Source organism: Paenibacillus monticola (assembly GCF_009664975.1).
Lineage (GTDB): Bacteria > Bacillota > Bacilli > Paenibacillales > Paenibacillaceae > Paenibacillus_AQ > Paenibacillus_AQ monticola.
Genome location: NZ_WJXB01000006.1, coordinates 210,867 through 224,062 on the forward strand (window position 1 = coordinate 210,867; position 13,196 = coordinate 224,062).

The 13,196-nt window shown below is 44.4% G+C and carries 15 protein-coding genes; all 15 read right to left on the minus strand.

The window, feature by feature from the left end; genetic code table 11:
• Positions 1-9: 9 nt before the first annotated feature.
• Positions 10-375 carry a response regulator gene (locus GJB61_RS17815; RefSeq protein ID WP_019910416.1) on the minus strand — a complete coding sequence of 122 codons (366 nt, stop codon included), beginning with the start codon at positions 373-375 and terminating at the stop codon, positions 10-12.
• A gap of 26 nt (positions 376-401) precedes the next feature.
• On the minus strand, positions 402-1,715 hold the full coding sequence (fliY, locus tag GJB61_RS17820; RefSeq protein WP_154120306.1) for a flagellar motor switch phosphatase FliY: 1,314 nt from the start codon (positions 1,713-1,715) through the stop codon (positions 402-404).
• The gene (gene fliM, locus GJB61_RS17825) at positions 1,705-2,703 is read right to left on the minus strand and encodes a flagellar motor switch protein FliM (RefSeq protein WP_154120308.1); all 999 of its coding nucleotides are present in this window, start codon (positions 2,701-2,703) and stop codon (positions 1,705-1,707) included. The genes fliY and fliM overlap by 11 nt, the downstream gene beginning before the upstream one ends.
• 39 nt (positions 2,704-2,742) lie before the next feature.
• Positions 2,743-3,210, minus strand: a complete 468-nt coding sequence (locus GJB61_RS17830) for a flagellar basal body-associated FliL family protein (protein WP_154120310.1) — start codon at positions 3,208-3,210, stop codon at positions 2,743-2,745.
• A complete protein-coding gene (locus GJB61_RS17835) occupies positions 3,207-3,431 on the minus strand; it encodes a flagellar FlbD family protein (RefSeq protein WP_154120312.1) in 225 nt (74 codons plus the stop codon). The genes GJB61_RS17830 and GJB61_RS17835 overlap by 4 nt, the downstream gene beginning before the upstream one ends.
• 110 nt (positions 3,432-3,541) lie before the next feature.
• Positions 3,542-4,360 carry a flagellar basal body rod protein FlgG gene (gene flgG, locus GJB61_RS17840; RefSeq protein WP_154120314.1) on the minus strand — a complete coding sequence of 273 codons (819 nt, stop codon included), beginning with the start codon at positions 4,358-4,360 and terminating at the stop codon, positions 3,542-3,544.
• 133 nt (positions 4,361-4,493) lie between these two features.
• Entirely contained in the window at positions 4,494-4,877 is a 384-nt protein-coding gene (locus tag GJB61_RS17845; RefSeq protein WP_154120316.1) for a TIGR02530 family flagellar biosynthesis protein, read from the minus strand.
• 2 nt (positions 4,878-4,879) lie between these two features.
• Positions 4,880-5,380, minus strand: a complete 501-nt coding sequence (flgD, locus tag GJB61_RS17850; RefSeq protein WP_338115924.1) for a flagellar hook assembly protein FlgD — start codon at positions 5,378-5,380, stop codon at positions 4,880-4,882.
• A 27-nt stretch (positions 5,381-5,407) separates the two neighbouring features.
• Positions 5,408-7,006, minus strand: a complete 1,599-nt coding sequence (locus GJB61_RS17855; protein ID WP_154120320.1) for a flagellar hook-length control protein FliK — start codon at positions 7,004-7,006, stop codon at positions 5,408-5,410.
• Between the two features lie 23 nt (positions 7,007-7,029).
• The gene (locus GJB61_RS17860) at positions 7,030-7,956 is read right to left on the minus strand and encodes a MotE family protein (RefSeq protein ID WP_338115917.1); all 927 of its coding nucleotides are present in this window, start codon (positions 7,954-7,956) and stop codon (positions 7,030-7,032) included.
• Positions 7,957-7,973: 17 nt separating this feature from the next.
• Complete coding sequence (gene fliJ, locus GJB61_RS17865) at positions 7,974-8,417, minus strand: flagellar export protein FliJ (protein WP_154120322.1); 444 nt, start codon at positions 8,415-8,417, stop codon at positions 7,974-7,976.
• 9 nt (positions 8,418-8,426) lie between these two features.
• Complete coding sequence (gene fliI / locus GJB61_RS17870; RefSeq protein WP_195724380.1) at positions 8,427-9,740, minus strand: flagellar protein export ATPase FliI; 1,314 nt, start codon at positions 9,738-9,740, stop codon at positions 8,427-8,429.
• On the minus strand, positions 9,733-10,581 hold the full coding sequence (locus GJB61_RS17875; protein ID WP_154120324.1) for a FliH/SctL family protein: 849 nt from the start codon (positions 10,579-10,581) through the stop codon (positions 9,733-9,735). Before GJB61_RS17875 ends, fliI begins: the two co-directional genes overlap by 8 nt.
• On the minus strand, positions 10,574-11,590 hold the full coding sequence (gene fliG, locus GJB61_RS17880) for a flagellar motor switch protein FliG (protein WP_154120326.1): 1,017 nt from the start codon (positions 11,588-11,590) through the stop codon (positions 10,574-10,576). Before fliG ends, GJB61_RS17875 begins: the two co-directional genes overlap by 8 nt.
• Before the next feature lie 4 nt (positions 11,591-11,594).
• Positions 11,595-13,181: a flagellar basal-body MS-ring/collar protein FliF gene (gene fliF / locus GJB61_RS17885; protein ID WP_338115918.1), complete on the minus strand. Its 1,587-nt coding sequence runs from the start codon at positions 13,179-13,181 to the stop codon at positions 11,595-11,597.
• Positions 13,182-13,196 lie beyond the last annotated feature (15 nt).

Below are 13,196 nucleotides of genomic sequence, written 5' to 3' on the forward strand. Positions count from 1 at the left end.
GTTTTTTTACTACACGCCTAGCGTTTTGTTGATAGCTTCAATTACACGGTCAGCTTGGAAAGGCTTCACAATAAAGTCCTTAGCGCCCGCCTGAATAGCATCGATAACCATAGCCTGCTGGCCCATGGCTGAACACATAATTACTTTAGCGTTAGCGTCCACTTTTTTAATTTCTTTCAGGGCGGCGATTCCGTCCATCTCAGGCATTGTAATATCCATCGTGATCAAGTCAGGACGCAATTCCTTAAATTTCTCAATAGCCTGAGAACCATCCTGAGCTTCACCCACTACTTCAAATCCATTTTTCGACAAAATGTCTCGGATCATCATTCTCATAAAAGCTGCATCGTCCACGATTAGAATTCGGTTAGCCATTTTTACAAAATCCTCCCTAAATATGCTTATTGTAATTTTTGAATTCGGTCCCACTGGCTGACGATATCCGTAACGCGAACTCCGAAGTTCTCGTCGATAACTACGACTTCCCCTTTGGCAATAAGCTTGTTGTTAACCAAAATGTCCACCGGCTCACCAGCCAGCTTGTCCAACTCAATGATCGAGCCTTGGGACATTTCTAAAATATCTTTGATCTGCTTCTGGGTCCTACCTAATTCTACGGTTACTCTCAGTGGTATGTCCATCAATAAATTTAAATTGTTTTCATCAATATTGCCAAAAGCCCCACCAGTAAGGTTAGCAAATTGCACTGGCTGTACATTTACGTTGCGATTCGGTATTGAATTTGGCGGTGGAGCCTGACCATATGGCATACCTTGCGGTGGCATTCCGTATGGCGGCATTCCGGGCATTCCGTAAGCAGGCATACCTGCCGGAGGATAATAATAGCCACCTTCTGGCATTCCCGGATAAGGGGGCATCCCCTGTGGTGGATACTGTGGAGGCATACCTCCTGTCGGTTGAGAGGGTTCCTGCTGCGCCGGAGGTGCAGGCGGAGCCGTTTCGGGTGGTGCAGAGTGTGCTGACTTTGAAGTTGCTTCCATAGAGGCGGCGGCTGCCTCTTGTGTCTCGGCACTAACATCGCCGAGTAACATCGTCACCATATCTTTTGCAAACTTCACTGGCAAAAGCTGCATAATTGTCGAATCAATCAAATCTCCTATTTTGAGACGAAATGAAATACGAATTAACGTCTCAGCATCAGGTAGGCTACCTACCCCTTCTCCACTCGACATATTGAGTATATCGATTCCAGGAGGGGAGATATTAACGAACCTGTTAAAAATAGTCGACATCGAGGTTGCGGATGAACCCATCATTTGATTCATCGCTTCCTGAACGGCACTGATATGAATCTCATTAAGCTCTTCGTCCTTGGGATCTCCCTCACCACCAAGCATTAAATCCGCAATGACTTGAGCATCCCTAATTTTGATAACAAGTGAATTAATGCCCTCAAAACCATCTACGTACTGAACGTGTACTGCAACATGTGGTTTTGGGAAAGCTTCTTCGAACTCGTTGCGTGTAATAATAGATACCTGTGGTGTAGTGATATCAACCTTTTTCCCCAGCAAGGTGGAAAGGGCAGTTGCTGCGCTGCCGAAAGTAATATTACCTATTTCTCCCAAGGCATCCTGTTCGAAAGGTGTTAAAAAGTCGTTCACTGACTTCTCCACGGGAGCCAACGTGCCTTCTGCGGATTGTCGTAGAAGGGCGTCGATTTCTTCTTGGGATAAATAATCTTTACTCGTCAAATTCTTCAACTCCTTCACTAACAATCTCGTCTATTTGCACAGCCACCCGATCTTTAATCATCCCTGGACTCCCAATGAACTTCAACTTGTTCCCTACTTTAATTGAAAGTCCGGAATCCACGGTCTTGTTCAGTGAAATTACATCACCAACAGCGAGTCCAAGAAATTCAGCAATTGAAATCTTCGATTCGCCTAGCTCAGCAACAATTGGAAGCTGGGCTCTATGTACCCTAGCTTTGATAGCCGCCAGTTCATCCTCGTCTCGCACTTTTTTCTCAGTAACAAACCACTGGTGAACGGACAGCCTCGACATTATTGGTTCTAGAACAACATGGGGGATACAAAGATTGATCATCCCCGTCGTATCTCCGATTTTGGTACTCAGGGAGATCAACGCAATGGTCTCATTCGGCGATACAATCTGCATAAACTGTGGATTGGTTTCCAGTGCCTCCATTCGTGGCTGAATATCCAGAACCGTCTTCCAAGCTTCCTGCAGACTCTCAAAGCACCTGCTAAAAATACGTTCCATAATTGTTGTTTCAATTTCAGTTAAGTTAGTTATTTTTGTGGGGGCCGTTCCAAAACCTCCTAATAGCCTATCCAGCATGGCGAAAGCAATATTAGGGTGAACCTCCATTACCATTCGACCTTCTAAAGGTTCGGCTTCAAAAATATTCAAAATCGTCATTTTCGGAATGGAGCGAATAAACTCATCATAAGGGAGTTGCTCTACCTGAACGACACTGATCTGCACAAAAGTCCGCAATTGAGCTGAAAAGTAGGTTGTGAGATAGCGGGCAAAATTGTCATGAATCCGCGTAAGACTGCGGATATGATCTTTAGAAAAGCGTACAGCCCGTTTGAAGTCATAAGAACGGATCTTTTTCTGTGTTTCTTCTTTTTTTAGCTCATCAGCGTCCATCTCACCGGATGATAGCGCAGCAAGCAGAGCATCAATTTCGTTTTGTGAAAGTACATCAACCAATTCATTCACCCCCCCATCAGAGAATAATCACGACTGCAGCTACAACGTAGTCAAAATGAAGCTAGTCACTTCTATTTGAGTCAGCTTGCCTTCAGTCAAAGTCTTATTAATTAGATTAACAAGCTTGCTACTAATTTGATCTTTGCCATTTGCCCCATTAAGCTCGGTCGGTTTAGTGTCAGCTAGCGTCTTAATAATAAGCGGCTTGATCTTAATATCTTTAATTTTATCGAATTCCGTTTTGGCGGTTTCAGTATCCAATTGAAATGCGAAGTTTATCATAACGATATAATCGGGGTCAGCAAGATTAGTTTTGATATCAATGATTTCTGACGTTAATTTAACGATTTCGTCGGCGCTTAATTTCTTGGCTTCCACCTTCTCAACTGCTGCAGTTACAGGATCTGCATTATTCGGGAAGATTTTATCCATTAACAAAAATGCGGCTACTGCGATAAGTGTAATCGCCAATAAAATTGTGATGAGCCACGGCAGCATCTTTTTCATGAAAGCTCCTCCATTGATTGGACTTTGATGGTGGCAGCATATGTGCCTATGTCCCTGTTATAATCCCGGATCTTCGTAATGACTTCATCGGCTTTTTCAAGAACGATCAATCGTTTCCCCGTGACGAGTGTAATATATGTATCGGGGCTTTCTTCAACCATTTCTACCAACAGAGCGTTAAGCCACATCGGTGTACCATTTAATCTTGTTACCGAAATCATAGCAGGCCTCCTAACAAAAATAGGGGAAGGAGACCCTCCCCCGTGACTTCACCAAAAGCTTTTGCCAAAATCGAAATGTATTTAATAAACCCTCGCTAATGCTCTTTATATTAACGTTTCAGGTTAACAATTTCTTGCAGCACTTCATCAGACGTTGTAATTATACGTGAGTTTGCTTGGAAACCACGTTGAGATACAATCATTTCTGTAAACTCATTCGTAAGATCTACATTGGACATTTCCAGTTGCCCAGCAACAATTGCTCCAGTACCTGTTTCTGTGTTGTTCGCTGTCGTTGGAACCAGTTCACCATCAGTATTAGCATTCAAAGTCATACGATAGAGATTGCCGCCAATTTTCTCCAGACCCTCGGGGTTTGTTATCTTGGCCACTCCAATTTTGACACCTTGTTCTGTAGTGCCATCAGCCATTGTTTGGACAAGCGTACCATCATTGGAGATAGTAAAAGCTGTTACTTCTTCTCCTAACTGGATGGGTGTACTGTCCGAGTCCAGTACGTGCATTCCATCAGCGGTTAAAAGGTTGCGGCTTGCATCCATATGGAAGTCACCTGCACGGGTGAGAAAAGGTACCTCTTGATCTTCTGAGAGCTTCACCAAAAAAAATCCATCTCCGTCAATCCGCAAGTCAGTCGGATTATTGGTTGTCATTGCACTGCCAGCTAGATGCAAAGTATCTATAGATCCTATACTTACGCCCAACCCAATCTGCTTGGCGTTCACACCACCCTGTGCGCCATCTGAGGGAGCTGTAACCCCAGATACTGTCTGACTCATAATATCTTTAAACATTACACGTCCTGATTTGAAGCCAATCGTATTAACATTAGCAATATTGTTACCGATAACATCCAACTTTGTTTGGAAACCGCGCATTCCTGAAACTCCTGAATACATAGATCTTAACATGTTTGTTGTCCTCCCAGATTATGAAGTCTTATGACTCCTAAAGTGAATTATTTGGATTTGTATAAGTGATTCAGAGCTGGGACCGCGTCAATCGGTCGGCGGTCACCCCGGCTCTCCGTTAGGACCGGCCGGTTTACGATATGATTACTGCACTATCAATTTGTGTAAAAACATTGTCTTTCATCGAGCTGCCATCCATAGCTGTAACTACCGTACGGTTCTGTACACTAACGATTAGAGCCATGTCTTTCATCAATATTAGTGATTCTTTACTGCCCTTGGCTGCAGCCTTGTCCACAGCGGACGAAATCTGTTCCAACTCGCCACTTCCGAGCTCTATCCCTCTTTGCTCCAGACGTTTCGCGGCATGATTGCTGAATTTCAGCATTTTTTGCTGCAAAACAGTTTCAAATGAAGCTTCCGGAGTCACAACATTCTTAGTTGCTGATGGACGCTGTAGAACTGATGAATGAACATTTACAGGATACATTTGACCTATAGTCAGCCGGTCGCTCATAGTTACGCCCCGCTCTCCCCACTGTCTCCTGAAGTATTAGTATTACTGTCTGTAATAGTATCTACTTCCGCTGCAGCATTCTGAATTTGAGTAATATCGGTTAAAGCAATTCTCTCACTACCTACAACCGCATATTGAACACCGCTACTTACAACGATAGATTCAACATTACCCGTCTTCGGCAATTTTGTTTCTGCATCATTCCAGGTGACAGCCTTACCAATAAGTCCCGATACTGAGCCAAGTGATTGGTTTAATGCAGTTAACTGGGTTGAAATATTCATTAATTGCTCTACGGATGAAAACTGGGCCATCTGAGCGATAAACTCTTTGTCTTCCATCGGTTGCATCGGGTCCTGATTCTGTAGCTGAGTAATAAGAATTTTCAAGAATTGATCCTTGCCTAAAGTAGAGTTTCCAGTAGTTTTGCTTGCTGCAGCTGCATTAGCAGCCGAGTAGTTCCATTGGTCACTGGTAGATACAGGGTTAGTTGTCATGTTGATTCACCTCACTTTCATGAAATACAAGATTTAAGCTTTAGCAGAAAAAGTTCCACCTTGATTCCGTTCTGATTGCACTGCGTTTGCGGTCCATTCTTTCCATTCACTATTCAGCTCAGCGGCATGGATTGCATCTTCGGAATCTCCGCGGCTTTTTTTGGAACGACTGTCTGACTGCTGTCCTCCAGAACCAGGCTGGCGTCCGTCTTGACCGAATTGGGACTGCAATGGTGTATTGTTCTGTGTCACTTCCAATTTCTCAACCTGCAAACCCTGGGACTGCAATGCTGTCCGCAGCTGAGTCATTTGCTGATCCAACATATCTTTAGTTGTTGAATTTTGCGTTAAGAACTGAGCGACCAGATTGCCGTTCTGCATAGTAATCTTAACATCCACTTGTCCAAGATTCTCCGGGAAGAGTGAGATCGTAGCTTCAGCAATTCCACCCTTGTTGACAATTTCCAATTTACCAGTAATAAGTCCGGTCATTTCCTGCACAAACCTATGAATCGGTACCGGAGGCACCTCCGATTTCAGTGGAGCTGTAATTCCACCACGCAAGGATAATTGACCCGCAGTAACAACTTCTGGGTCTTCGGAAACCACCATTGCCTCTGGCAAGGTATCCTTAATTGTATCAGTCTTCTTGACATCTCCAGCAGCTACAATCACTTTAAGCAAAGGTATGTTTGAAATCTCGGTAGCAGCTGAAGCAGTTGCCGAGGAAGAAGCTGCAGCAGTTGCGCTTGTCTCTTTCTTAAGCCCTAAGATATCTTCCAAACGGTTAACCAAAGTGGGAAGAGCTTTTACTGTGTTGTCTTTAGAATCCACTTTGTTCTCTGCTCCGGTTGGCTGTTCAAAAGTTGCGCCAGAATTCACCACTACATTCGTAGCTGCTGTTTTGGTGCTTACTTTGTTCTCAGTTACAGCCGGCTGTTCTACGGTTACGCCAGAATTCACTACAATACTGGAAGCTGTTGCTTTATTTTTGTTGTCTGTAGAAGGTACCTGCTCCAACAGTGCCGTAAAATTATTCAATAAATTAATTCCTTTAGTTGCCGTTTCTGTATCCCCACTGACAACTGCTTGCTGAACCAAGGTAACCAGACTGTTGAGATCATCCTGAACGGCAAACCGGATAGTAGCAGGACTCTGTGCTAATGGCGACAAACTACCAACTGTCTCAATAGCGGCTTCAGTTGGGACTTCACTTCCGACTTCTGCTCCAGTTGTCGTCACTGCCTTTGGAGTACTACTTCCTGATAATAATGCAGATACCTGAAGAAGCCAGCTTTGTAAGGCAACAAGTAAGGCTGGGTCTGCACTGATACTATCATCCAGCTTATCGATATCTTCTTTCAGACTAGCTACGAGATCAGTACTCTTAGGAACCGAATCCCCACTTTCTTTTCCAGTCGGCTGTACCGCATTTAGTAAACCTTGGAGCAAAGAAGCAAGATTTCCAAGTACCGGAGTGGCAGGTTTCTGCGCCGTATTCTCACCCATAGTTTGGACAAGAGCTTGTGCAAAGGGCAGTACCACCGCAGAACCGCTAGAAGCAGAAGTGGAAGTTGTCCCGTTTGCAATTGAGGCGTTACCACTAGAATTTGATTGAACAACTATACTCATATATTTTCACCTCCCTTCAAATGTTACTTACCACCCATTAGCCGATTAACGACCTTGGCTGTCTGTTCACTATCGTTCTTGGTCATTTCCCCTAATATAGAGGAGCGTACGCTGTCGCTTACTGAATTAAGTATAGTAAGCACTTTATCTGGGCTTATCGTGTACATCGATCCAAGAAGTACAGCCGCATTGGCCGCTGGCATCGTAGTGAAGGTCTGTACAAGCTTTGCTTTGTCCAGATTAGCACTGGTTCCAGTTGTAGCCGTCGTGGGGGTATCCTTTTTCAATCGTGATTGAAGGGCTGCAATTGCCATATCGGTAGAAGTTGTCGTTTCTTTTAGCTTTATTGAAACTTCTGCTGCTTTTTTGGGATCCATCTTTTCCAGAATAGCGGTCTTACTTGAATTACTCATTACACTAAAGATTTGTACCATTTCTTCATTAGTCAGGTTTGCCATAATCAGTGCCGCATTTGCAGCCTTCATTCCTGCGTAAAGCTGTGCAAGATCTGTTACGTTCTTCTGATACGGATCATCTACAGCCTGCGTTGTTACCGCTACTGCCGCTGCCTCCGTTTTCATTTTCTCAACTTGAGCTTGCAACGATTTCACTTGTGTATCCTGAGCCGTCTTCTCTTCCTGAGCCTTTTTCAAAGTCGTTTCCTGCTTAGCAAGTTCAGCCTTTAACTGCTTGATCGTCGTGTCCGAGCTCGCTGCCTGCTCCACAGTTTGTTTCTCTGTATCTACTGCAACTGGATCAGGGACCCAATTTTGAACAATAGGGATCTTATTTGCAATTTCGAGCACATTTTTGCGAATGTCCATGTTAAAAAGCGTTAACAGTACACCAAGTAGGACAAGTGTGAATATAATGGGAATCATTAAAAATAAAAACCGTTCAAACTTCCCCGCTGACCCTTCATTTTCAAGCTCTATATCTTTCTTAGCCACTTGAGGAAACCTCCCAGTTAGAGGGATTTCATCGCGAACCGGACGGTAGCCATCTCATCCATTTCGTTTTGTTCCCGTAAATTCATACTCTGCTGAAACAAGGTTTGAGCTTTATCTTTTGCCTTCAACCATACTTTTTCATCCAGCACCTTCGTACTGAGCGTTTCCTGCTTGTTCTGGACTTCCTGATGCGCATGGCTAATGTCTTTATTTTTACGGGCAATGCATGTATCGAGATAATTAACATATTCCTGCATTTCCATAATCTTTGCGATTGGCGTCTTTTGTTCAGCAGCACTTTGTAGAGAGATTATGATAGCATTGCGTTGCACCGTTAACTCTTCAAGACTTTTTTCCTGAGCCTGTAGTTCAACTAACGCGCTTGAAAGAATCCACTCTGCCTGAGTCTTCTCATTGCCCTTCAAATCCACTACTTTTTGAAAAGTATAATGAAATCTCATAATACCGGATCAGCTCCTTGAGAATTGAGAAATTAAAGATTGTTGAACTTCAGCCAGTGTTACTTTCTCATCTACCTTCTGCTTGGTAAATTCCCAAATACTGTCAATGTAATGCATTGACTCATCTATCTGAGCATTAGAACCTCTCTGATAAGCTCCGATATTAATCAAATCCTCTGAATCCTTATAAACTGCCATTAGACGTTTAACATTTTCTGCTGCTGCGATCTGCTCTTCAGGTGCGATATCCTTCATTACACGGCTAATACTCGAAAGTACATCAATTGCTGGAAAATGTCCTTTGTTGGCAATACTCCGATTTAGCACAATATGTCCGTCCAGTATTCCCCGAACAGCATCGGCAATGGGCTCATTCATATCATCACCGTCAACCAGCACGGTATAAAAAGCGGTTATTGAACCCGTAGGCCCAGTTCCTGCTCTTTCCAGCAACTTGGGTAAACTAGCAAATACAGAAGGAGTATACCCTCTCATTGCCGGAGGTTCACCCACTGCAAGCCCAACTTCACGCTGAGCCATGGCATACCGTGTAACAGAATCCATCATCAGCATGACATTGAGTCCACGATCCCGAAAGTATTCAGCAATCGTTGTAGCAATAAGTGCTCCCTTAATCCGGATTAGCGCTGGCTGATCTGATGTAGCTACGATAACCACCGAACGTTGTAGACCTTCTGGTCCCAAATCACGTTCAATAAAATCCAGGACTTCCCTGCCCCGTTCCCCAATCAGAGCGATAACATTTACGTCTGCTGAAGTATTCCTGGCAATCATGCCCATCAATGTGCTCTTCCCAACACCTGAGCCTGCGAAGATACCCACTCGCTGCCCTTTACCAATGGTCAATAATCCATCAATCGCTCTAACACCAATACTGATTGGCTCTAGTACCCGTGGACGATTGAGCGGATTGGACGGGATGTTAAAAGTAGAGCTATGCGGCATACGAGCAGGGATGAGTGAGCCATCAAGCGGCTGTCCAAGACCATCAAGTATCTTACCGAGCAGTTCGGAACCAACTTGAACACTTAATGGCTTTCCTGTACCGACAACATCACAGCCGGGGCCAATAGCCTGCAACTCTCCAAGCGGCATAAGTAAAACCTTGTTGTCACGGAAACCAACGACTTCTGCCTGCAGCGGCTTATTGCCTTTTGCCGGATAGATATAACACACATCACCTATGCTGGCATCCGGCCCTTCTGATTCAACCATTAGCCCTATAACTTGTGTAACTTTACCATTGATCCTTACAGGGTCGAAATTACGCAGCTGCTCTTTGTAACGCTTGCTGTCAAGCATCATCTTCCCCACTTCCGTGCTCCTCAGTATCGAGCGCGATCCTTACCAGCTCTTTCTTAATTTCTGCAAGCTGAGTATCAATACGGGCATCAATGCTTCCAAAGGAAGAGCGGATCACACAACCACGGTCTTTCACAGTAGAGTCAGGCAAAATTTGTAATTCAGCCTGGGAATCAACTGCGAGTGTTAATTCCTCCCTTGCCGCATTCACAAATGCAAACTGTGCGGGTGCTACGCACAAGGAAATCATTCCTTGCTCGCGTTTACGAGCCAGATTCTTTCGGATTAACTCCATAGTAAACTGTGGTTCAATAGTTAACTGCCTATCTACTATTTTTTCAGCAATATCGCAACTTAGCTCTACCAGAAAAGGCTCTGCTTCCTGTATGATGACATCTCTAGCCTTGTAGGCTTCATACAGCACTGTTCGGGCTTCTTCCATCATTCCGGCCATTTTCTCTTTCATTTCTTGCTCTGCCTGCGATACGCCTTCCTGATAACCTAGCTGATACCCCTCGGATTTGACTGCTTCGACAAGATGCTCATCCTGCTCCCGGCGTTGACGCCACCACTCTTCAGCTTCCGACCGCGCCGATTCCACAATAATTTCTGCTTCTTGGGATGCGTTTCGGACTTGCCCTTCGGCAAATTCCTGGGCATCCTTCAGCATTTGCTTACGGGCTAGTTCCGCAGCTTCACGGGCGGGGTCCTGATAGTGTACTTCTCCGGTAATCTCTTCCAGAATAGGCTCTTCGACAAGGCCGGCATAATGCCTTGCCTGCTCCAGTCTCTTCAGAACATCTACCGGAACATATTGGGAGTGTTTGATCAGCTTAGACAATTATGTCATCTCCTCCACCGCGGGCAATAATTATTTCACCGGACTCTTCCAGTCTACGGATCGTGCCAACAATGCGGGTCTGGGCTTCCTCGACATCACGCAGCCGCACCGGACCCATATACTCCATCTCTTCCCGGAATGTATCTGCCATACGTTTGGACATATTGCGGAAAATAACATCCCGCACTTCCTCGCTGGCGACTTTGAGCGCCAACTGCAAATCTGCATTCTCGATATCCCGAATAATACGTTGGATCGAACGGTTGTCCACATTGACAATATCCTCGAACACAAACATCCGTTTCTTGATCTCTTCGGCAAGCTCCGGATCTTGGATCTCCAGGGAATCCAGAATGGTCCGCTCTGTTCCGCGATCTACCCCATTCAGAATCTGTACAATCGATTCGATACCACCCGCATTTGTATAATCCTGAGTTACAGTTGCCGAAAGTTTCTGCTCCAGCACTCGCTCAATCTGAGTGATAACTTCTGGAGAGGTACTATCCATGACGGCAATTCTTCTGGCAACCTCAGCCTGCTTCTCCTGTGGGAGTGAAGATAGAATAGCCGCAGCCTGTTCAAATTGAAGATAAGATAGAACCAATGCAATCGTCTGTACATTCTCATTCTGGATAAAGTTCAGAATCTGGTTAGGATCTGCCTTACGCGCAAAATCAAAGGGTCTTACTTGCAAGGTTGCAGTCAAGCGATTAATGACCTCCATTGCTTTTTGCGGACCCAACGCTTTCTCCAGAATCTCTTTGGCGTAGTTAATACCACCTTGCGATATATACTCCTGGGCGAGGCATATCTGATGGAACTCTGACATGATCGTTTCTTTTTCACCGCTCTCCACTTTGCGGACATTGGCAATTTCGAGTGTCAGTTGTTCAATTTCCTCATCTTTCAAATGCTTAAATATTTGTGCAGATACCTCGGGTCCTAGTGTGATAAGCAGGATTGCCGCCTTTTGACGGCCGCTAAGCACCTGCTGGCTAGCTTTTGCCATGGGTTCACCTCTGTTCGTCAGCAAGCCATGTACGCAGCAGATTTACGAATTCATCCGGCTTCTTCTTAGCCAGATTCTCAAGCTGCTTACGAACTTGACTGTCATTCGTCACGCTCTCCATATTAATGGATGGAAATTCAGTTGGAACTTGTAAAGGTATGTCTTCTTCTTCCTCTTCAGCAGTCTTTTTGCGACTCCGATAGAACAGATATCCACCACCGACACCGACGAGCAGTGCAGCTGCGCCGATCGCCCATATCATCCATGTTGCTAGTCCAGCCGAAGTAGTAGTTGCTGTATTACTACCAAATTGCTGTGAATAGACCGAAACTTTCTTCGCTAAATCCGCGTCTGTATAAATAACACCAGAATCCGCAAGTGAAGCACGAACGATATTAACCAGAATATTTTGGATAGCAGTTGATGTTGCCTGATCCAAAGTTGTTTGCCCCGTAGGTGGTTCAACCGCAACATTTATGGTTAAATCTTTTACAGAATAAGGACTGGCAATTATATCTCTCGTAATTCTATTGACCTCGTAGTTCCTCGTTTCCGACGATTCATCCGAGGTTGAAGTGCCTGAATTCGTATCTGAAGGGTACCCCGCAACATCTTGTGAACCCGTACCCGCGACACCACCAGTGGTATTTCCTTGACCCGAATAAGTATTGCTGATAATTTGCGAACTGATCTCGATCCCCTTCATGTTAGGCACATCAACAGGTGTTACAAGATCTTCTTTACGACTCTCTTTATCGAAGTTCAGCTTGGAGAATACCAATACATCCACTTTGTCCGGACCAGTAAGAGTACTCAGAAATTGTTTGACATCTTTTTTGACATCTTCCTCAAATTTCTTCTGCAGTGTAAAATTCTCTTCTACTTGACTGGAAACGCCTGCTTGTCCACCTTTGGCTGTAGGCATTAATTCAACTTCATCGTTAGCAATTGTTATGTTTGCAATCGGCAGATTGGGTACCGCAGTCTTTACGAGATTGAAGTATCCGTCGATATTATCTTGACTCGGCCTGAATCCCGGATTAAAAGTAAGCACCACGGAAGCGGATGCCTGTTCCTGATCAGACTGCGAGGCAAAAACGGTCTCTTTAGGTAAATTGATAAGAACTTTGACGTCTTTGATCCCCTGCATACGCCTCATTAATTGTTCCACTTCACCATTTAGTGCGTTATTGTACTTCACATTAAATTCACTATCAGTGGTGCCTATCATTGATGAATTGGTGTCAAATACTTTGTAACCGATAGATCCGCCTTGCACGATCCCCTGAGAACCTATGTCAACCTTAATTCGTGCTGCTTCAGTACTAGGTACAGAAATACTTTTTCCATCAGGACTTAAACGGTAAGAGATCCCAGCTGAGTCCAAATAAGTCATTACACCCGCTGAATCTGTGCTATCCAAATCCTGAAAAGCCACTTCGTATTCCGTCTTCGATAGCTGCATTGTCAAAACTACGATTATTATGATGATGATAAAAAGTGTTGAGAAAAATAATATTTTCTGTTTACCGCTAAATTTGTTCCAATACAGGATGATTTTCTCCCGATATTGGGCCAATCTTTCATTCACAGTGTCACCCCATCC